Source organism: Barnesiella sp. An22, assembly GCF_963931395.1.
GTDB classification, from domain to species: Bacteria; Bacteroidota; Bacteroidia; order Bacteroidales; family Barnesiellaceae; genus Barnesiella; species Barnesiella merdigallinarum.
In genome coordinates, this window is sequence record NZ_OZ007014.1 from 396,845 (window position 1) to 418,182 (window position 21,338).

Annotated in this window: 18 protein-coding genes; 12 read left to right on the forward strand and 6 right to left on the reverse strand. The window is 57.0% G+C overall.

All coding sequences use genetic code 11. The annotated features are described in order from the left end of the window. The 6 genes from ABGT88_RS01595 to ABGT88_RS01620 all read left to right on the forward strand — a co-directional run bounded on the left by ABGT88_RS01595 (position 1) and on the right by ABGT88_RS01620 (position 9,244). Positions 1 to 729 (forward strand): cell division protein FtsQ/DivIB, encoded by a 729-nt coding sequence (locus ABGT88_RS01595; RefSeq protein ID WP_346700043.1) that lies wholly within the window; start codon positions 1 to 3, stop codon positions 727 to 729. Between the two features lie 23 nt (positions 730 to 752). Continuing rightward, the gene (gene ftsA, locus ABGT88_RS01600; protein ID WP_087409367.1) at positions 753 to 2,174 is read left to right on the forward strand and encodes a cell division protein FtsA; all 1,422 of its coding nucleotides are present in this window, start codon (positions 753 to 755) and stop codon (positions 2,172 to 2,174) included. Positions 2,175 to 2,186: 12 nt separating this feature from the next. Beyond that, positions 2,187 to 3,413, forward strand: a complete 1,227-nt coding sequence (gene ftsZ, locus ABGT88_RS01605; protein ID WP_087409368.1) for a cell division protein FtsZ — start codon at positions 2,187 to 2,189, stop codon at positions 3,411 to 3,413. A gap of 26 nt (positions 3,414 to 3,439) precedes the next feature. Continuing rightward, on the forward strand, positions 3,440 to 3,889 hold the full coding sequence (locus ABGT88_RS01610) for a GatB/YqeY domain-containing protein (protein ID WP_087409369.1): 450 nt from the start codon (positions 3,440 to 3,442) through the stop codon (positions 3,887 to 3,889). 29 nt (positions 3,890 to 3,918) lie between these two features. After that, positions 3,919 to 5,190, forward strand: a complete 1,272-nt coding sequence (gene serS, locus ABGT88_RS01615; protein ID WP_298662240.1) for a serine--tRNA ligase — start codon at positions 3,919 to 3,921, stop codon at positions 5,188 to 5,190. Positions 5,191 to 5,461: 271 nt separating this feature from the next. Next, positions 5,462 to 9,244, forward strand: coding sequence for a beta-N-acetylglucosaminidase domain-containing protein (locus ABGT88_RS01620; protein WP_346700046.1), 3,783 nt, complete (start codon positions 5,462 to 5,464; stop codon positions 9,242 to 9,244). A 105-nt stretch (positions 9,245 to 9,349) separates the two neighbouring features. On the opposite strand, the gene ABGT88_RS01625 is transcribed toward ABGT88_RS01620, so the two are convergent. Next, positions 9,350 to 9,991: a viroplasmin family protein gene (locus ABGT88_RS01625; protein WP_087409372.1), complete on the reverse strand. Its 642-nt coding sequence runs from the start codon at positions 9,989 to 9,991 to the stop codon at positions 9,350 to 9,352. Positions 9,992 to 10,120: 129 nt separating this feature from the next. On the opposite strand from ABGT88_RS01625, the gene ABGT88_RS01630 reads away from it, so the two are divergent. The 6 genes from ABGT88_RS01630 to purN all read left to right on the forward strand — a co-directional run bounded on the left by ABGT88_RS01630 (position 10,121) and on the right by purN (position 16,323). Then, complete coding sequence (locus tag ABGT88_RS01630; RefSeq protein WP_346700048.1) at positions 10,121 to 10,831, forward strand: hypothetical protein; 711 nt, start codon at positions 10,121 to 10,123, stop codon at positions 10,829 to 10,831. Further along, positions 10,828 to 11,379 (forward strand): shikimate kinase, encoded by a 552-nt coding sequence (locus ABGT88_RS01635; protein WP_298662233.1) that lies wholly within the window; start codon positions 10,828 to 10,830, stop codon positions 11,377 to 11,379. The genes ABGT88_RS01630 and ABGT88_RS01635 overlap by 4 nt, the downstream gene beginning before the upstream one ends. A gap of 75 nt (positions 11,380 to 11,454) precedes the next feature. Continuing rightward, positions 11,455 to 12,639 (forward strand): alanine dehydrogenase, encoded by a 1,185-nt coding sequence (locus ABGT88_RS01640; RefSeq protein ID WP_346700050.1) that lies wholly within the window; start codon positions 11,455 to 11,457, stop codon positions 12,637 to 12,639. Between the two features lie 134 nt (positions 12,640 to 12,773). Further along, positions 12,774 to 14,618, forward strand: coding sequence for a 2-oxoacid:acceptor oxidoreductase subunit alpha (locus ABGT88_RS01645; protein ID WP_346700052.1), 1,845 nt, complete (start codon positions 12,774 to 12,776; stop codon positions 14,616 to 14,618). Positions 14,619 to 14,621: 3 nt separating this feature from the next. Further along, entirely contained in the window at positions 14,622 to 15,638 is a 1,017-nt protein-coding gene (locus ABGT88_RS01650; RefSeq protein ID WP_346700054.1) for a 2-oxoacid:ferredoxin oxidoreductase subunit beta, read from the forward strand. 106 nt (positions 15,639 to 15,744) lie between these two features. Next, positions 15,745 to 16,323, forward strand: a complete 579-nt coding sequence (gene purN / locus ABGT88_RS01655) for a phosphoribosylglycinamide formyltransferase (RefSeq protein WP_300132218.1) — start codon at positions 15,745 to 15,747, stop codon at positions 16,321 to 16,323. A gap of 95 nt (positions 16,324 to 16,418) precedes the next feature. On the opposite strand, the gene ABGT88_RS01660 is transcribed toward purN, so the two are convergent. The 5 genes from ABGT88_RS01660 to ABGT88_RS01680 form a co-directional block, all read right to left on the reverse strand. Beyond that, a complete protein-coding gene (locus ABGT88_RS01660; protein WP_258327724.1) occupies positions 16,419 to 17,522 on the reverse strand; it encodes an Mrp/NBP35 family ATP-binding protein in 1,104 nt (367 codons plus the stop codon). 10 nt (positions 17,523 to 17,532) lie between these two features. Further along, positions 17,533 to 18,309 (reverse strand): tRNA (guanosine(46)-N7)-methyltransferase TrmB, encoded by a 777-nt coding sequence (trmB, locus tag ABGT88_RS01665; RefSeq protein ID WP_258327725.1) that lies wholly within the window; start codon positions 18,307 to 18,309, stop codon positions 17,533 to 17,535. A gap of 33 nt (positions 18,310 to 18,342) precedes the next feature. Next, complete coding sequence (locus ABGT88_RS01670) at positions 18,343 to 19,842, reverse strand: leucine-rich repeat protein (RefSeq protein ID WP_321584297.1); 1,500 nt, start codon at positions 19,840 to 19,842, stop codon at positions 18,343 to 18,345. A gap of 210 nt (positions 19,843 to 20,052) precedes the next feature. Next, the gene (locus tag ABGT88_RS01675; protein WP_346700058.1) at positions 20,053 to 20,400 is read right to left on the reverse strand and encodes a hypothetical protein; all 348 of its coding nucleotides are present in this window, start codon (positions 20,398 to 20,400) and stop codon (positions 20,053 to 20,055) included. 57 nt (positions 20,401 to 20,457) lie between these two features. After that, the gene (locus ABGT88_RS01680; RefSeq protein ID WP_346700060.1) at positions 20,458 to 21,162 is read right to left on the reverse strand and encodes a S24 family peptidase; all 705 of its coding nucleotides are present in this window, start codon (positions 21,160 to 21,162) and stop codon (positions 20,458 to 20,460) included. Positions 21,163 to 21,338: the final 176 nt, after the last annotated feature.

A 21,338-nucleotide genomic window follows, 5' to 3' on the forward strand; every position in this document is an offset into this window, starting at 1 on the left:
TTGTTGAGATTTCTGTTGATGGTAGTGCTTGTGGTCTACCTGTTTGTCGCGTTCTTTGTCCTCCGCTCGCATGCGGCCGAGGAGAAGTGTCTCGACTTGCAGGTCGAGGTCCTGGACAGTGCTACGCATCACTATATCTCACCGGCCGATGTATATAGATATATCGAAGAGTACGATTTGGACCCCTGCGGAAAACCGATGGGGGAGGTCAATACCGAAGATATGGAGCGAACCCTCATGCTGAATGGCGTGTTAGGTTCGGTCGAGTGTTACAAGGAGGTAGGGGGCACCGTGTGTGTGAAGGTAACCCAGCGCATTCCCGTAATGCGGGTGATGGCCAATGGCAGCAACTATTACGTCGATACCGAAGGGCATCGCATTGTTGCCGTGGCGCAGTATCGCACCCCGTTGCCTCTGGTGACCGGGCAGGTAGACAGTACGCTGACCTATCTCGACCTGTTGCCGATGGCCCGGTATATTTACGGGCATCCTTTTTGGAATGCTCAGATTGAACAAATTTATGTCAATGAGCGTCATGAAGTGGAGTTGGTGCCCCGGGTCGGCAAGCAGACGATTCTGCTGGGCTCGGTGGAGGATTATGAGACGAAGTTCGACAATCTGATGCTGGTCTATAAGGATGTATTCAGCAAGACCGGTTGGACGATGTACGACACCGTTTCACTGAAGTTTAAGAATCAGGTGGTTTGTACGCGTAGAAAAAAGTGGTGAAATAAAAACTAATAGAGAAAGATATGGATACGGAGAGATACATAGTAGCTATTGAGATCGGGAGCTCGAAGATAAGAGGAGCCATAGCAACCCGTTCTCTCAAGGGGGTTGTTACTGTGCTTGGCGTAGATACCGAATCGTTGAGCGGGAGTGTGAAACGCGGTTTCGTGGTTCGCCCCGACGAAGTATCGGCAAAAATCAGACGCCTGATAGTCAAACTGAGTAACCGCATAGGGACCTCGAAGAAGATCAAGCAGGTCTATGTCGGCATCAGCGGTCAGTCGCTCCATGCCGAGGATCATCTGATCAGCCGCGATTATCCCGAGGGTACGCTCATCAACGAAGATATAATCAAACACCTGCAGGAGGAGGCCCGCGAGATGCCTATCGCCGGAGCCGATATTCTGGAGGTGGTTCGCACCGAAGTGACGGTCGACGATCAGCCGCGCATCGGTCGGGAAGAGCTGGTTGGCTCGAGCCTGAAGATGGGCGTGAAGCTGATTGTGGCCCGCGACGAACTCAAAAAAAGTGCCGCCCGCTGTTTCCAAGGCGATTTGACGGTGGCTCATTATATACCCACGGCCCTCTCGACCGCCTATGTGGCCTTGAGCAACGAGGAGCGTCAGGCCGGTGTCATGCTGGTCGATTTCGGGGCCGACACGACTACCGTCTCGATTTACAAGGATGGATTCTTGCGTTACCTCTCGACCATACCGCTGGGCGGGCAGAACATCACGCGCGACATTATGACGCTGAACGTGACGGCCGCCGAGGCCGAGTCGTTCAAGATTCGTTTGGGGTCGGCCAAGATGGTGGGCGAGGAGTCGAACATTACACTGCGCGGCGAGAGCGGTTCGGAAATCAAGAGCCTCGACCTCTCGAAGGTGGTCAAGGCTCGTATCGAAGAGATTGTGGCCAACGTGAACGCACACTTCGATTATGCCAAGTGCGACCGCAAGAGCCTGGGCGCCGGCATGGTGATTGTGGGCGGAGCCTCCAAGCTCTCCAACCTCACCGAGCTCCTGGCCGAGAAGTGCGACATCAAGGTTCGCAAGGGTGCCCTCCGTCAGGATATGTTGCTCGACGTAGCTTCGCAATCGAAGAGCGCCGACTATCTGCAGATATTGGGCCTGCTCTATTCGGGCCGTGAAAACTGCGTGGAGGTAATAGCCCGGCCGGCTGCGACCCCCGAGGTGGAGCCGCAGGTCGAGGAGGAAGAGGAACCCGTAGACCCGAGAGAGCAACGGGCTCGCGAAAAAGAGGAACAGGAGCGTCGCAAACGGGCCGAGAAGGAGCGCCGCAAACGCGAAGCCGAAGAGGCCAAGAAACGCGAGAAAGAGCGTAAGGAAAAGGAGAAAGCCAACAAGCCCGGCTTATTCGGTAAGTTGAGAGATATGGTCAAGAAGGCCGAGACTCTGCTCGATGATGAAAACGATAACTATTAAAAGAAGAAGGTTATGAACGATGTAGATATAAATAGCTCCAAGTTGCCCGACTTCATCGTCCCCGGGGTCGGAGAGAGGAAAGAAGAGCCTATCAAGATAAAGGTCGTGGGCGTAGGTGGTGGTGGCGGAAACGCTGTCAACTACATGTATCGGCAGAATATTCAGGGCGTGAGTCTGGCCCTGTGCAATACCGATCCCCAGGCCATGTTCGACTCGCCGGTCCCCATCAAGGTGGCCATCGGCGACGAGGGTGCCGGCGGCGAGCCCGAGGAGGGCAAGCGCCTGGCCGAGGAGTATGAGAAACTGGACGGTCGCATCTCGTCCCTCTTCGAGGATGAGACCCGCATGGTATTCATCACCGCCGGTATGGGTGGAGGCACCGGTACGGGTGCCGGCCCGGTAGTGGCCCGCATCGCCAAGGAGAAGGGCATGCTCACGGTAGGTATCGTTACCATACCGTTCCTCTTCGAGGGCGAGCCCAAGATTCTGCAGGCCTTTGCCGGTGTCGAGGAGATGCGCAAGCACGTCGACGCCCTGCTGGTAATCAACAACGAGCGTCTGTGCAAAATCTATCCCGACCTCTCGTGGACCAATGCCTTCTCCAAAGCCGACGATGCCCTGGCCAACGCGGCCCGCAGCATTGCCGAACTGGTGTCGAAAAACGGTAAGATAAACCTCGACTTTGCCGATGTGCGCACCACCCTGAAAAATGGAGGCGCCGCCGTCATCAGTACCGGCGAGGGCGAGGGCGAGCACCGTATGAGCAAGGCCATACAGAACGCGCTCATCTCGCCGCTGCTCAAGGAGAGCGACATCTACGACTCGGAGCGGGTGCTCTTCAACCTCTACTTCTCGCCCGAAGAGACCGACGAGTTGCGTATCGAAGAGGCCAAGGAGCTGAACGCCTTTATGACCCGCTTCAAGAAACGGGTGAAGGTAATCTGGGGCTATACCCACGATTCGTCGCTGGGCAAGAAGGTGCGCATTACGATTCTGGCCACGGGCTTCGAGGTATCGGACCTCACCTTCAAGGGCGAGTACGGCGGCGATGCCGACGAGCACATAGCCCAGTCGCAGTACATCGTGCTGCGTCCCGACCAGCTCGACAACAACGCGTTGATCGAGAAGCTCGAGAATGCCCCGGCCTACGATCGTCCCAAAGACTTCCGCGACAATTTCGAGGGAGGCGAGAAGCGCAAGGAGGAGCCGACGAGCAACCGCCGTTCCATAAAGTTTTGATTGAAACCTGTAAAATAGTATAGATTATGAATTTATTTGATCAGGTCAGCAACGACATCAAAAGTGCCATGCTGGCAAAAGACAAGGTAAGACTCGAAGCCCTGCGGGGTATCAAGAAAGAGTTTCTCGAAGCAAAGACCGCCAAGGGTGCCGACGGCGAACTGTCGGACGAGACGGCGATGAAGATATTGGCCAAGATGGTAAAACAGCGCAAGGAGAGCGCACAGATTTATTCGGAGCAGAACCGTCCCGACTTGGCCGAACCCGAACTGGCCGAAGCTGCCGTTATCGAAACCTATCTGCCCAAACAGATGACCGACGAGGAGCTGACCGAAGCCCTCAAGGCCATCATTGCTCAGGTAGGTGCCACCAAACCGCAAGAGATGGGCAAGGTGATGGGCGTGGCCTCCAAACAGTTGGCCGGTCGTGCCGACGGTCGTGCCATCTCGGCCAAAGTAAAAGAACTGTTGTCGTAAACGAGAATACAATATACGAAATTTAGACTATGCTTACACTTAGTGTCATTAAAGAGAATCCCGAAGATGTGATTCGCCGGTTGGCTATCAAGCATTTCGACGGGAGAGAGGCTATCAACCGGGTACTCGAACTGGATAAAATCCGTCGCGCTTCGCAAGCCGAACTCGATGGCAAATTGGCCGAACTGAAAGGATTGGCCGCCCAGACCGGGCAACTGATGAAAGCCGGAAAGAAAGAGGAGGCCGAGGCCGTGAAAGCTCAGACGGCTGCCCTCAAGGAGTCGACCAAAGCGCTCGAAGAGTCGATGGTATCGGCCGAGAAAGAGATTACCGATATTTTGTTGACTGTCCCCAACCTGCCTTATGCCGGTGTGCCCGAGGGACGTACCGCTGCCGACAACATTGTCGAGAAGACCGGTGGCGTGATGCCCAACCTGCCCGAGGATGCTCTGCCTCACTGGGAGTTGGCCAAGAAATACGACCTTATCGATTTCGAATTGGGCGTGAAGATTACCGGTGCCGGATTCCCCGTCTACAAAGGCAAGGGTGCCCGCCTGCAACGCGCCTTGATTTCGTTCTTCCTCGACGCCGCCCGTGAGGCCGGATACCTGGAGATACAGCCGCCTTATGTGGTGAATGCCGCATCGGGTTACGGCACGGGACAGCTGCCCGACAAAGAGGGTCAGATGTACCACTGCAACGAGGATGACCTCTACCTGATTCCTACCGCCGAGGTACCGGTGACCAACCTCTACCGCGACGTGATTTTCAACGAGAGCGACCTGCCTATCAAGAATACCGCTTACTCGGCTTGCTTCCGCCGCGAAGCCGGTTCGTACGGCAAAGACGTGCGCGGTCTGAACCGTCTGCACCAGTTCGACAAGGTAGAGATTGTACAGATACAGCACCCCGACCACTCGTACGAGGCTCTCGAGGAGATGAAGGACCACGTGCAAAGTCTGGTCGAGCGTCTCGAATTGCCCTGGCACATCCTGCGTCTGTGCGGTGGCGACATGAGTTTCACCTCGGCCATCACCTTCGACTTCGAGGTATTCTCGGCTGCTCAGAAACGCTGGCTCGAGGTTAGCTCGGTTTCCAACTTCGAAAGCTACCAGGCCAACCGTCTGCACTGTCGTTACCGCGGTGCCGACAAGAAGATGCACCTGTGCCACACCCTCAACGGTAGTGCACTGGCTTTGCCGCGTATCGTGGCTGCTCTGCTCGAAAACAACCAGACCCCCGAGGGTATCAAGATACCTAAAGTGCTGGTTCCCTACTGCGGTTTCGACATCATCGACTGATTGCCTGCGGCCTTGGTGCCGGGACAAACATAGATACACAAGGGGTGTCCCATTCTTTTGGGGCACCCCTGCTGTTTGTATTGTAGTATCAAAAACTTGACGAAGTTATCGCCCATACAGAATAATTCATTAACTTTGTCTCTACGAGTATGGCGATTGCAGGCATGGCTTTGTATCTCCATACGACAGAGATATGGCGATTATCGCTAATTGTCAAATTTCCAGATAACTATAACCTGCTAATACCTGTTAACCGAAATTCTATAATTCCATGAAAAAAATCTTGTTACTGATTGTATGTCTGGTTGGTATGACGGTGGCTCATGCTCAGACCTATACCATTTATCCCATTCCCCAGCGGACGACCGAAGGGAGCGGCACAGTAGAGTTGACACCGACTGTCAACGTGGTGTGCGGTCCCGGTATCGGTCACGTGACCAAGGACCGTATCCAGGAGGTGCTGGAGGCGGCCGGGTATACCTGCCAACTGGGCGAGTCGGCTTCGCCCGGGTTGACCAACCTGTATGTGGGTGTGGCCGGTTCGGGCGATGTGGCAGATGCCTATGCCACGAGCCGGGGTGTCTCCAAGGAGGTGTTCACCGAGGCGCCCAACCGCTTTGACGCCCATGTGATGCAGATTGCCGACGGCAACATCGTGGTGCTGGGCAATGGCGAGCGTTCGGAATACTATGCCTTCGCCACCCTGGAGCAGATTCTGGAGCAGGCCGCAGGGGCTGCGCTGCACGAGGTGACTTATGAAGATTACTCTCACTGCCAGTGGCGTGGTGCAATCGAGGGATTCTATGGCAACCCCTATTCGGTGGATGCACACTGCAGCCTGTTCGAGTTCTTCAAGCGTTTCAAGATGAACGTCTTCATCTATGCACCCAAGATGGACCCTTACCACCTGGGCTATTGGACGGAGGAGTATCCGACAGAGATCACTGAAGAGCAACGCCGCATGGGGTGGATTACACAAGATGACGTGCGCCGCATGGCCGAGACTGCTCGGGCTTGCAACGTGCACTTTGTCTGGGCTGCCCATCCGGGTCTGGCTCCCGGCGGTCAAGTGTCGATGGACTTCTCCAGCACGGCGACGGTAGATGAAGGCGTGGAGTTGCTGATGCAGAAATATCACCACATGTACGACCTGGGCGTGCGTGCTTTCAGTGTATGTATCGACGATATGGATCGCAACCCGTCGGCACAGATGCAGGCTCACCTGCCTGACCAGACGCAGAAGCGGCTGAAGGAGGAGTTCCCCAGCCAGACTGAGGACGAGAAGATTGCCCCCCTTTTCTATGTGCCTGCCACATACGCGCTGATGTATCAGGGAGCAGCTTCCTATCTGACTCAGATGGCAAGTGTTGACAAGGACGTGGTCATCGGTTTCACCGGTTATGCCGTATGCGGCGACCTGGACAAGAAGGATTGCGATGCGATGGCAGGCTACATAGGACGCAACCCGTTGTTCTGGTGGAACGCGACGGTCAACGACAACAACGACGACCGCCTCTACATGCGCGAACTCACGGCTCACTACAACCTCGTTCCCGAGAAGGGTGGCATCAGCACGTTGGGTGGTGTCATCCTCAACCCCGAGAAGCAGTCGCAGGCTGCCAAGGTGGGGCTGTTCGGCCTGGCAGACTATTGCTGGAATCCCAATCAGTTCGACGTGACGCAAAACTGGAACGACTGCTTCGACTACCTGGCCGAAGCGGGCGATACGGAGACAGCGAACCAGATACGGCTTTTTGCCCGCTATACCGATGCTATCTATGAAGATCAGGAGATTATTGATCTTTACGACGCATTCAAGACAAAATACAGCGACGGCAACTTCCCGGCAGAGGGCGCGGCCATCCGCGAGGAGATGGCCCGGTTGCAAGCCGCTTGCGAATATATCGAAACCGTGATGGCAAACAGCGACAACCGAGACTACCGCCTGTTTGCCACCGACGTCAAGGCTTGGTGTGCCAAGTTGAAGGCTTACGCCACTATCATCCAGAAGTCGCTCGACCTGCTCGAGAACGGCGAGTCGATGAGCCGCTCCGACTCTTGGACATCGTTTGCAAGCATCATTTCGCTCTACACGGGTTTGGGCATCGAGCCGCAGTATTTTATCTCCGAGCTCGAGGGATACGGCACCGACTCGCACGTGGTGAGCTACGAAGTGCATCCGGCCAACTCCTACACCCGTCCGTTTGTGGACTATCTGTATGAGACCCTGGGCGCCAACCTCCCCGGTGACTGGACGGAACCCGAGCAGGCGCAGGTTGTCACCAACCTGGACCCGGCGGCTTTCAACCTGACTGTGACGGATGCCGGGGCCACACTTTCGGGGCTGAGCGGTGTCGAGTTGGCCGGGGGCGATTACGTGGGCCTCTACCTCGGGGCTATCGAGAAGGTGGCAGTCGGCGAGATGGAGTTGCCTGAAGGGGTGACCTTCGAGACCTCGATCAATGGCAAGATATGGACTCCAGCCACTCTGCCCGTGTCGTCGCAGAATGCGGCCTACGTTCGTCTGGTTCGCAGCACTGCCGGCGGCGAGGCGGAATCGCTTGGCTTTGATGTTCTGACCGTCTCCTTGTCGTCGGGCGCAATCGTCGTACCTACCCCGGTTATTACCTCAAACCTGAAGGTCTACACCGATGGTAATGTCTCTTATCCCCTCGAGCTGGCTGTCGATGGCAACACCGGTACTTTCTTCTGGAGCGGTGAGAACACGGCAGCGGGGCACTACATCCAGCTCGACTACGGCGATGTCTACTCGATCGACAACGTCACCCTCGTCTTCACGGGCAAAGACATCCTTTCCGGTACGGCCGATATTCAACTCTCTACCGACGCCAACGAATGGACTACCATAGCACAATACAGCCACGGCAGTCTGGTCAATAATCGTTATACCTGTGCAGCCAATGGTACCAATGCCCGATATGTCCGCCTGATGGTAACCAGTGTCGAAGGTTCGTTCTGGATGCAGCTGGCCGAATTTTCCTGCTCTGTGGCAGGTGCTACCTCCGAGATAGGCAAGCCCACACCCAGCACTTCGCTCGGCACCTACCAGAGCTACAATATCGGCAATATCGTGGACGGTAACCCCGGTACGCACTTCTGGAGCAACGCCGAGCCGCAGGTGGGCGACTGGTTGCAACTTGAGTATGCCGAGCCACATTCGATTTTTGAGATAACGGTTACCTTCATGGAGAACGACCAGCTCATCGGCAGCGGAGAGTTTCAGGTGTCGTTGGACGGGCAGAGCTGGACAAAGGTGGCAGCCTACGACAGTGGCGGCATCAACGCCAACACCCACTCATTCACCACCAATGCCAATGGCGCTACGGGTAAGTATCTCCGCCTGTATATTACCAATATCATCGGCAGCTATTGGCTCAAGGTGGCAGAGTTCGGTTGTGTCATGGCAGACCGTGTGACACAGACTACCGACCACAACCAGGCCATGATTTCGGCCCTGTCCGACAAGAACATGATTACCAACTATCGAGCCGAAGAGGCCGGTTATGTGGAACACACCTTCATCGAGAATATGGACATCGAGGCCGTTGAGATTTACCACAACACCACCTTCGATGCCAACTACGAATTGCCTGCCGTCTCGCTCTACGATGGCTCTCAATGGGTGGAAGCCGGAACGCTCGACCACCTGGCCACCGTCATCGACACGCGTGACTACGAGATGGTGACGGCCGTGCGCATCGAGTGGAACGAGCACAATATCCCGACCCTCTACGAGATTATCCCGTCGGGCGAATACAAGGAACCGCAAGGCACCGGCATTACCGAGTTGGCCGGGGAGAGTGCTGACGATACCGTCCGGGTCTATACCTATGGCGGTCGGCTTGTCGTGAGCGGTCAGACGATGCTGAGTGCCGTCCGCATTTATGACCTCTATGGACGGTTGCTCCATCAGTCGGCTCCCGATGCGACCAGCTTCACGCTCGACCTCGGTGCCTCAACTCCGGCCATCCTGGTTGTTCAGGTGGTCGACGAGTCGGGTACCATCACTACGGCCAAGGTGGTAAGACGTTGATTCCGTGGCTTCTGTGCCGGTTGTGAACATAAGGTAAACCAGGGCTGCCTCATGCGAGGCAGCCCTGGTAGTTTTTATAGGAATGAAAAAAATAATCGAGAGGGTCTATTTGCGCCCGAAGTCGGCCGGGATTTCGCCCCACCGCTCGGTCTCCCATTTGATGATGGGGTTGGTGTAGGTGTGGGTCTGCAGCCATCGTTCGGCCCGGGCGATGAGGTTGAAGATGGGGGCGTTGACGGCGTTTTGGGTCAGTTTGGTCTTGCACTTCTTTTGCCGCACCCAGGCGATGGCGTTGCGGCTGTCGGAGTAGACGGGGATGGCAGAGCCGCGCTGGTGCAGATAGGCCAGCCCGTGAACGAGGGCCAGAAACTCACCTATGTTGTTGGTGCCCTGCATCATGGGGCCCACGTGGAAGAGCTCGATGCCCGATTTCGTGTCGACACCGCGATACTCCATGTGGCCGGGATTTCCGCTGCAGGCGGCATCGACGGCCAGGCTGTCGGCAATGACCTCGGGACTGAGTCGGGGAGCTTCGAGCTTGTCGCGCGAGCGTTCACCTATTTTGCGCAAGACGCCCGAGAAGTCGTCGGGGATATTGCGGAAGGCTTCGGTGGCCGCTTCGAGGCTGTCGAAACTTTTGTACTTGGCTCCTTTGAAGTTGTCGACCTGCTCTTTGCACGCTTCCCACGAGTCGAAGATGCCCCGGGCCCGACCTTCCCACACGACATAGTATTTGTATTTGGCCATAATTGAAATCTCATTTGGTTGTCTGGTGCAAAAATAGGGAAATTTATCGTATCTTTACACGGCTTAGTGCGGCAATCGCAATCCGGCAGCCCGGTCTTGGAGCCGGAACGGGTGCCGTGAATGGAGGAAATGAAGATGAGAAAAATCGTCATGTGTGGTATCGTGGGGGCCGTTTTGTGGGGGCTCGTTGCCTGTGCCCCCGGCAAAAGCGACCGGGAGGAGAGCACCCGCCTGTATGAAGAGGCGGTATCGATGCTCTCGGGCGACGGAGTGTCCATCGCCGATTGCAGGGTAGCCCAGGGGTTGCTCGAACAGGCTCTCGAGGCCGACGACGGAAATATCGACGTCTACTTCGGGAAGGTGCTCAACGAGTTGAATCTGTGGCTCCCCGACAGTGCCTACCGCACGGCGACCACCGCTATCGAGAAGATAGGACCCGACGGGAAGAACCGTTTGAAGGCCTATTTCTATACGGTGAAGGGATTCATCGCCTACGACCGGGGCGACGAGGCCGATGCCCGTGCCCAGTTGTCGCAGGCACTGGTGCTCTACGAATCGTATTTGAAGGAGGAGCCAGCCAACCTGGACTATCTGCTCAACAAGGCCGTGCTGCTGTCGGGCCTCGAGGGGCGGGAGAAGGCACTCGAGTTTATCGCGGGGCTGCCGGTGAAGGAGGCCGACCGGCAGATGCTCACCGAGAGCCTGGCCGGGTTCGAGTTCAGCCAGTTCGGCGAGACGTGGCGGGCCAAGCATCGGGCTCTGGTGACCGGTGGCGAACTGGCCGTCGAGGCGGACCCCGGCATGAATACCGATACTCTATCTTATACCCAACAACCATGAAGCCTGTTTTTTTAGTGGGATATATGGCAGCCGGCAAGACCACCCTGGGCCGGCGGGCCGCTCAGCTCCTCGATGTGGAGTTCATCGATCTCGACGCCTATATCGAGGCCCGGTATCGCAAGCGGGTCTCCGACCTCTTTGCCGAGCGGGGCGAAGCGGGATTCCGCGACATCGAGCGACGCATGCTGCACGAGGTGGCCGAGTTCGACAACGTGTTGGTGGCGACGGGCGGGGGTACCCCCTGCTTCTTCGACAATATGGAGTATATGCGCAGTCGGGGTGTCACGGTCTATCTGTCGGCTTCGATACCGACGTTGTGCCGGCGGTTGTTGCGGGCGCGGGTCAAGCGGCCCCTGGTGGCCGGCAAGACGGCCGAAGAGCTGGACGATTGCATCGCCGGGATGCTGGCGCAGCGCGAGCCCTACTATCGGCAGGCCGATTACACCTTCGATGCCGAGCAGTACGAGTCGACCCATTCGGTCGACGAGGCGGTGCAGCGGCTCTCGCAACTGATGCGGGGAGAGGCCGGCGATGAGTCTGCCGAATAAACCGGGCAGGCCGAACCGTTTTATCAAGGATATTTGTATATTAGTACCGATAAATCTAATTAAACAGAAAAAGCTATGGCGGGTAGTTTGAATGTAGGAATGGCTCCTCAGGAACAGTTGCTGGGTGTGATGTCGGGCAACCGTCGGTTGTCTGTCGGGTTGCCGGCCGAACATAACGGCGGGGAGAAACGATTCCCCCTCACCCCCGAGGGGGTGGCGCTGCTCACCCGGGAGGGATTTGTGGTGCTCATCGAGCGCGGCGCGGGCGAGGGTATCAAATACAGCGACCTGCACTACACCGAAGCGGGAGCTCAGGCGGTCGATGCCGCCGAGGTGTTCCAGTGCGATGTGGTGCTCAAGATTACCCCGCTGAACGGGGAAGAGGCGGCCTTGATTCGGCCGGGCGTGTTCCTGCTCACCCTGCTGCAACCTCAGTATCAGTCGGCTTCGGTTGTCAAACTGTTGATGCAGAAGAAGGTGACCGCCGTGGCCATCGATCGGGTGACCGACGAGCAGGGGCGCTATCTCTTTGCCGATATTCTCGACGAGATTGACGGCCGTGCCGCCATCGTGCTGGCCTCGGAGCTGCTGAGCAACCGCAGTGGCGGCAAAGGGGTTTTGCTGGGTGGTGTGCCCGGTGTGGCTGCCTCCGAGGTGCTGATTATCGGCGGCGGCTTGGCCGGCCGTGCAGCAGCCCGTGCGGCTTGCGGACTGGGGGCACTGGTGCGCGTCTTCGACAACGATTTCTATCGCCTGCGGGCTACCCAGCTTGAGGTGAGCCCCTCGGTCTTTACTTCGAACCTGCACCCGCATGTGCTGGAGAATGCCATGCGCTCGGCCGATGTGGTTATCGGTACCGAGGTGCCCGACCAAGGACGGCTGGGCATGAACTATGTCGAGATGATGAAGCGGGGCGCCCTGCTCTTCGACCTCTGCATGGACAAGGGGGGCTGTTTCGAAACCTCGAGTTGCAGCGAGGCCCCGTGCAACAAGGTGTACGAACAGTGCGGCGTGCTGCACTACTGCCTCTCGAGCGTGAGCAGTGCCGTGGCCCGGACGGCTTCGATGGCCCTGAGCAACCTGCTGGTGCCCCTGCTCATTTCGCTCAACGACCCCGCCATGCTCTACGGCCACATCAAGTCGGACGACCGGCTGCGCAATGCCGTCTATCTGTTTGGCGGGAAGCTCACTCACAAGGAGCTGAGCATACGTCTGGGGTTGCCCTATTACGATATGGCACTTTTCATGGCCATGTTTTAAATAGAAAGAGGTAAGGTTGCTTACATATTTCTATGAAAATATTTCAAATGCTTACAAAAAAACACTATCTTTGTCAAAATGATTTTAATATAAAATCAAAAACAGCTCTGTTGAATTAAAAATGTAACGTAAACATGACAGAAAAAACGAAAGTGAAAGTATTGGAAGAAGTCGTGGTACGATTTTCCGGCGATTCGGGCGATGGCATGCAGTTGGCCGGAAATATTTTTTCCAATGTTTCGGCCGGTATGGGAGATGAAATATCGACCTTCCCCGATTATCCGGCAGAGATTCGGGCTCCGCAAGGCACACTGGGTGGAGTATCCGGTTTTCAGGTTCATATAGGACGGGGTGTTCACACGCCGGGCGACTTGGCCGATGTGTTGGTGGCCATGAACCCTGCAGCCTTGAAGACGAATGCCCGTCATGTGAAGAGAGGCGGAGTGGTCATCATCGACTCCGACAGCTTCCGCGCCAGCGATTTGGAGAAGGCGGCTTTCCAGACCGACGACCCCATCAAGGAGGCCGGACTTTCGCATGCACAGATTGTGCCGGTGCCCATTACGCAGATGGTGAAGGGTTCGTTGGCCGACTCGGGTCTCGACAACAAGTCGATCGTGCGGTGCAAAAACATGTTTGCGCTGGGTCTCGTCTGCTGGTTGTTCGACCGTCCGCTGGAGCAGGCACAACATTTGCTGAAGAATAAGTTTGCCAAGAAACCGGCCATCTACGAGGCCAATGCCAAGGTGATGAGCGACGGTTACAACTATGGCCACAACATACACGCCTCGGTATCGACCTATCGGGTAGAGTCGGCACAGGTGCGCCCCGGTATCTATACCGACGTGAACGGCAACACCGCCACCGCCTGGGGCTTGATTGCCGCTTCGGAGAAATCGGGTCTGCCCCTTTTCCTGGGCAGTTATCCCATCACCCCCGCCACCGACATTCTGCACGAGCTGGCCAAACGCAAAGACCTGGGTGTAAAAGCCATTCAGGTCGAGGATGAGATTGCCGGTGTCTGCACCGCCATCGGTGCCGCGTTTGCCGGGAATCTGGCAGCGACCTCGACCTCGGGTCCCGGTCTGGCCTTGAAGAGCGAGGGTATCGGTCTGGCCGTGATGTCGGAGCTTCCGCTGGTAGTTATCGACGTACAGCGCGGCGGTCCCTCGACGGGTCTGCCCACCAAGACCGAGCAGACCGACCTGTTGCAGGCTCTCTACGGCCGTAACGGCGAAAGCCCGGTTGTGGTCGTGGCTGCTTCGACTCCGACCAACTGCTTCGACATGGCCTTCCAGGCTGCCAAGATCGCTCTGGAGCACATGACGCCCGTCATCCTGCTCACCGACGGTTTCATCGGCAACGGCTCTTCGGCCTGGCGTATCCCCGACATGGACGAGTATCCCGAAATAAAACCCAACTACGTGAAGCCCGAACAACTGGGCGCCTGGAAACCCTACGACCGCGACGAGCGTTCGGTACGCTTCTGGGCACGTCCGGGCGTCGAAGGCTTCATGCACCGCCTGGGCGGACTGGAGAAAGACTGGAAGACCAGCGCCATCTCTACCGACCCGGCCAACCACGAGAAGATGGTGCGTGCCCGCCAGCAAAAGGTCGACAACATTGCCAACGACCTGCCGTTGCTCCAGGTGCAGGGTAACCCCGATGCCGAGCTGCTGGTAGTGGGCTGGGGCGGCACCTACGGCCACCTCTATTCGGCCGTCGAGGCCATGAATGCCCAGGGCAAACCGGTGGCATTCGCCCACTTCAACTATATCAATCCTCTGCCCCTGAATACCGAGGAGGTGCTCCGCCGGTACAAACGGGTGGTTGTGTGCGAGCTGAACAACGGTCAGTTTGCGGCTTACCTCTCGGGTAAAGTCCCCGGCAAGACCTTCCTGCGTTACAACAAGATACAGGCCCAACCGTTTATGGAGAGCGAGTTGATTGACCATTTTACAAAGCTTTTGGAGGAATAAGACATGGAAGAACAAAAGGAATATACGGCAAAAGATTATAAGAGCGATCAGTATGTGCGCTGGTGTCCCGGTTGCGGAGACCACTCGATCGTGAACGTGCTGCAGAAAGCCATGGCCACGCTGGGCATACCGCCCCACAAGACCGTAGTGGTTTCGGGTATCGGCTGCTCGTCGCGTCTGCCCTACTACATGAATACCTACGGGTTCCACACCATTCACGGCCGTGCCGCTGCCATCGCTACCGGCGTGAAGACGGCCAACCCCGACCTGACCGTATGGCAGATTTCGGGCGATGGCGACTGCCTGGCTATCGGCGGTAACCACTTCATCCACTCGGTGCGCCGGAATGTCGACATCAACGTGGTGCTGATGAACAACAAGATCTACGGCCTTACCAAGGGGCAGTATTCGCCCACGAGCGACCGTGGTTTTGTGACCAAGTCGTCGCCCTACGGCACGGTAGAAGACCCCTTCATCCCGGCCGAGCTCGTGTTTGGTGCCCGCGGTACCTTCTTTGCCCGTTCGCTCGACGTAGAGCTGTCGGTTTCGCAGGAGGTGCTGGTCGAGGCTGCCCGCCACAAGGGAACCTCGGTGGTAGAGTTGTTGCAAAACTGCGTCATCTTCAACAACAACATCCACAGCTATGTGGCCGACAAGGAGTTCCGGGCCGACCGCACCATCCATCTGCGCCATGGCGAGAAGATGATTTTCGGCAAGGACCACAACCGAGGTCTCGTGCTCGACGGTTACAAGCTCAAGGCGGTGACCATCGGCGAGAACGGTGTGACACTCGACGACATTCTGGTACACGATGCCAAGTTGCCCGACAACTTCATGCACCAGAGTCTGGCCATGATGGACGGTCACGAACTGCCGCTGGCCATCGGCGTGATACGCAATGTCGAGGCTCCGGCCTACGACCAGGAGGTGGCCCGCCAGGTGAAAGAGGTAACCGGCAAGGTGCCTTACCATTCGCTGCGTGAGTTCCTGTTGAACGGAGAGACCTGGGAGGTAAAGTAATTGGCCCGCTCTCTGTGTAACCTATACCATGGCGCTCGAAGCGGCGGTGATACCGGCCTTTGGGCGCCATGTCTGTTTGTAAACCTGTGATAAAAAGAATTGTGTCATGTCTCAAAAGAAACGTCTTGCTATATTTGCCAGCGGCACCGGTACCAACTTCGAGGCGATTGTAACGGCCTGCGAGTCGGGCCGTATTCCGGCCGAGGTGGTTCTGCTGGTTTGCGACAAGCCGGCGGCTGCCGTAGTCGAACGGGCCGCCCGTCACGGGGTGGAGACCTTTGCCTTCCAACCCAAATCCTACCCCTCGAAAGCCGATATGGAGGGTGCCATTGCCGACCGTCTCGACAAGGCCGGTGTCGACCTGGTGTGTCTGGCCGGTTACATGCGCATCGTGGCCGACACGCTGCTGTCGCGCTACGGTGGTCGCATCATCAACATACACCCCTCGTTGCTGCCGGCATTCCCCGGGGCCCGGGCCGTCGAGCAGGCTTTGAACTATGGGGTGAAGGTCTTTGGCGTGACCATTCACTACGTGGACCAGACGGTCGACGGCGGGCGCATCATTGCCCAGCGTGCCGTTCCCTACGAGGGGCACGACCTCGACGAGCTCTTCACGCTGGTCCATGCGGCCGAGCACGAGCTCTATCCGGCCACAGTAGCGCGTTTGCTGGCCGGTGAGGTATAACCCTCCAAAACGAAATAAAAAGAGCGAGAGCCGCTGCGAAGCATGTTTCGCGGCGGCTCTCTGCCTTATGGGAGTAACCTTGTGTGGGAGTATGTCTACTTGTGAACCTCTACCCGCTGGGTCGAGGGGCGGGTGGCGTTGCGCTCGTCGACAGCCTTTACTACCTCCTCGGCCAGACGTTTGAAGGCGAGCCCAGTGACCGAATCGTCGAGGGCTACGGGGTGCCCGGCATCGCCGCTTTCGCAGATGCTCTGCACGATGGGAATCTGCCCCAGCAGAGGCACGCCGGCCTCTTCGGCCAGCCGTTTGCCGCCATCCTTGCCAAAGAGGTAGTATTTGTTCTCGGGTAGTTCGGCCGGGGTAAACCAGCTCATGTTCTCGACCAGACCCAGAATGGGCACATTCACCTTGTCGCCGGTGAACATGCTGATGCCTTTGCGGGCATCGGCCAGAGCCACCTCCTGCGGGGTGGTGACCACGATGGCCCCGGTGATGGCGAGGGTCTGCACCAGGGTGAGGTGTATGTCGCTGGTGCCCGGCGGCAGGTCGAGCACGAAGTAGTCGAGGTCGCCCCAGGCGGCATCGGTGATGAGTTGCTTCAGGGCGTTGCTGGCCATGCCGCCCCGCCACAATACGGCGTCGTTCTTGCGCACGAAGAAGCCGATGGAGAGAATCTTCACCCCGTATCGTTCGACGGGCAGAATGAGGTCACGGCCGCCGATATTCTCGGTGTAGACGTCGGTATCTTCGATGTCGAACATCGTGGGGGCCGAGGGGCCGAAGATGTCGGCGTCGAGCAGACCCACCTTGTAGCCCAGGCGAGCCAGAGCCACGGCCAGGTTCGAGGCGATGGTCGACTTGCCCACGCCGCCTTTGCCCGACGACACGGCGATGATGTTCTTCACGCCGGGGAGCGGGTTCTCGGGGTTGGGGCGGGCCACCTGTTTGCTCTTGACGTTGATGTTGCCCTTGATGTCGACATCGGGGCTGATGAAGGTGAGGATAGCCGTTTCGGCCGCCTTCACGACCGAGCGGATGAAGGGGTCGTTGGGCTTCTCGAAGATGATGGAGAAGCTCACCTTGTTGCCGTCGATGCGGATGTCGTCCTCGATCATGCCGTTGGCGACGAGGTCTTTTCCGTTGCCGGGATAACGCACTTTGGCCAGTGCGTCGAGTATCAGTTTAGGATATAGCTGCATGATATATAAGTTATTTCGTTGTCGTATCGTCTTGACTGCTCTGCTTGCCGCTGCGTTTCCCCCGGTTGAAACTCCGGTAGGTGTCGTAGGGAATATCAACGTCGGGCTCGACAAATTGTTCGCGCGGCTGGCATACGAACCGGATGTACTTGATGTTCATGCCCCGCTCGAGCCACTGTTGCTCGTAGAAGGTCTTTATCTCGAGAATGTCGTCGGCGATGCCCGAGTGGTAGAGGTCGTCGGTAGCCACCTGCACGGGGTAGCCGTTGGCCTTCACCATTTCGCAGGTGTAGGTATACATGAAGGGGCTGTCGCTCTTGAGGTGGATGAGCCCGTCGGGGGTGAGTATCTGCTGGTAGAGCGCCATGAAGCGGGTCGAGGTGAGCCGCTTGCGCACCTTCTTCATCTGCGGGTCGGGGAAGGTAATCCAGATTTCCGACACCTCGCCCGGGCCGAAGAAGCGGTCGATCAGCTCGATGTTGGTCCGCAGGAAGGCTACATTCTTTATCCCCTCCTCGAGCGCCTGTTTGGCACCGCTCCACATGCGGGCCCCCTTGATGTCGATGCCGATAAAGTTCTTTTGCGGAAAGCGACGGGCCAGCCCTACGGCATATTCGCCCTTGCCGCAACCCAGCTCGAGCACGATGGGGTTGTCGTTCTTGAAGAAGGTTTCGCCCCATTTGCCCTGTATTTCGAATCCTTTCTCCTGCAACAGGCCGAAGGGGTATTGGAACACGTGGGGGTATCCCTGCAGATCGTCGAATTTTTTCAGTTTATTTTTTCCCATAGTCGAAATTTCATCTTTGTTCCTGGCGGTCGATTACCGGTTTCGTCCCACCTTCAGGTGGCGGTACTCTCCCGATTGCATTTGTATGGACAGGACAAATATCGGTCCTGTGTATGAGCGGGTGTCGATGGCCCACTCGTAGGTCTCGCCCTCCTCCCGGTGTACAACGCGCCCGTCGAGGGTGTAGAGGGCGATTTGTCGCATGGGGTCGGAGGCTTTGACCCGGAGTATTTCGTGTTCGAAATAGACTTGCAAGGTGTGGTCGTCGGCTATCTCTTCCCGGTTGGAGAAGTGCCTGATGTCGAACTCCTGCCACTGCGGAGCGTTGCGGTAGAGCTCTATGCTCTCGTCGGGAGCTCCCAGCGCGCAGTCGGCTTGCTGCACGTTGAGGAATACCTCCTCGCCCAGTGCCGGGGGCTCGGTGGGGTAGGCCATGACGGCGGCCAGGCGGGTACAGCTGTCGAAGGCGTGGTCGCCGATGTAGGTGACGGTCGAGGGTATCGTGGCCGAGTAGAGTTGTCGCATGCCGTAGAAGGGCCACCGGCCTATCCGCTCGAGCCCTTCGGGCAGGAACGAGAGGTGTTCCATCCGGCTGCATCCGGCAAAGGCATAGTCGGCTATCTCGCGCAGTCGGGTAGGTAGCGTGCAGTCGAGCAGCGAGGTGCAGTAGTAGAAGGCCCCTTCGCCAATTTCTTCAGTCATGGCTGGGGTATGCAGCGACGTGAGGCTTGTACAGTGGTCGAAGGCATAGGCCGGAATCGAGGTGAGCAGGATACGCTTCATATCGACCTGCGAGAGCGAGGTGCAGTAGGCGAAGCAACCTTCACCCAGCGATTGCAGCGCTGCGGGCAGGGCGATGGCCGTGAGGGCCGAGCAGCCGGCAAAGCAACGGTCGCCAATGGTTTGCAGCGAAGCTGGTAAGGCGATAGCCGCCAGGCGGGTACAGCCGGCGAAGGCGTTGGCTCCGATGGACTTTAGCGGAGCGCTTTCGAGGTTCAGTTCGGTATAGGCGGTGCATCCGGCAAAACTGTATTCGCCGATGCTGCGCAACGTGGCAGGCAGCGGGGTGTCGAGTGCCGGGCAGCCCGAGAAAGCCAGGTCGCCGATGCTGCGCAACTGCTCGCCCCAGACGATGGTGGTGAGGGCCGGGCATCCGGCAAAGGCGGCCTCGCCGATGACTTGTGTGCCTTTTGGTAGTTTTACCATCGTCAGTTTCTGGAATCCGAGAAAGGTGTGCGCCGGCAGGGTGTGCGCTTCGAAACGCGCCTGGTTGCCCAGATAGGTATCGCGGCTTTCGTAGGCGGCAATCGTGCAGCCCTCCAGGTCGATGAGGTTCAGGTTGGTGAGCGAGTCGCCCATGTAGGCGAAATCGCGGGCATCGAGTGTGCCCGTGACGGTCAGTTGGGTGACCGACTCGCCGGAGGTCGGGATATGACTTTGCAGCTCGCCCGCCTCGGTGTGGCAGGTGTAGGAAGCCGCCAGCACGCTGTGGCCGGAGAACAGTAGTAAAGCGATGTATAGCAACTGTTTCATTCCTGATATAAACCTCTCGTCATTCGGGCGTAAAGATACTAAAAGATGAGGGTCTGGACAAATAGGGACGCATAGTTTTCAATTTTGGCTATGCTGCCCCGTCCCTCTGTCTGCTGTAAAAGAGTGGGTAAAATAGGGTTCCCCGGTGTAGTGCTTCGTAGCGTTGCCGGTGTGTGGCAGGCCGTTCACTCCCCCGGGGGGATGGCAGGGCTACTCCTGGGTGAGGCGATAGCGGGCGCCGTGGTCGAGGATGAAGTTGAGTATCTCCTGGAACAGAGCTTCGACCTCCGACGGTACCGCCAGATTGGAGGTGTCGCCATACCTGTCGAACAGGGCCTGGGGTAGAGCCTCGGTGGTGATGTGCAGATGTTTGGCCAGGGTAGCAGCCTCGTCCCGGTCGAGTGTGGCAGATGTCTTAGTCTCTCGGTCCGGGTCGTCATAGTCGGTAAATTCCAGCTGGATAACCAGCTCCTGCCGTGCACCCTCCCACACGGTAATCGACGACCATATCTCGAGGTCGTCGTGCGATTCCACGATTACTTGTTTCAAGGTCAGCATATTTCTCGGTAATGTTTCGTTGGCGTTGATATTGGTATTTTTTTTCTTTACTGCATCTTATATGCGATTGTCGATGCGTATGATATTCTCGACGATGAAGAGGTCGCAGATGTCGCGCTTCTCGATTTCGATGTCGTCATATTCTTTGTTTTCGCTGCGCAGGATTACCTGGTCGGGGTTCTCGTGCTTGCGCACATACTTGACCATGCGGTAGTCTTCGAGCAGTACGACGTAGATTTGGCCCCAAAAGATGAGGTTGGGATTTTTGATTTCGCGAATGGCAATCATGTCTCCATTGTTGATAACCGGCTTCATGCTGTCTCCGCTTACCTTGACGATGCTGCAATCGGGGTTGATGAATGGGACGTCGATGCTGCCGATGACCAGGTCGTCGGTAAACATGCGGTCACGCCCCAGGTTGCCGGCTGTGACGTCGAGCCCGTATACCTTGGCGCCATTGCGCACCTCGGGTACGATGGCTCCCGAGGGGAGGGTGAGGGTGCGTATGTGGTTGTGCACGTCGTTGGTTGTAGAGCTGGTCGAGGCGTACATGGGGCCGTTGCCCGAGCAGAGCCACTCCTTCGAGACGCCCAGTTCGACTACGATTTTGTTGATGAGCGAGTCGCTGATGGGTAATTTGCCGGTCAGGTGCTTCGAAAAGTTGGAAGCATCGATGGCAATGCGTTTGGCAAACTCCGACTGGGTGATTCCCTGGTCGTCTATTAACGCTTTGATTCTGATAATTTTATCGTCGTTGCTCATGGCCGTATAAAATTTATATGGTAAAATTACCTTTAATAATTTGCATAATGCGATTTTGAGTTGTATATTTGTGTGGTGTTATTACCACATGCAAAGGTAGGAACTTTTTTTGAATAAACGAAATAATAGGCTAATAATTAACATATTTGATAACACTCTGCCGGGGTATATTACCT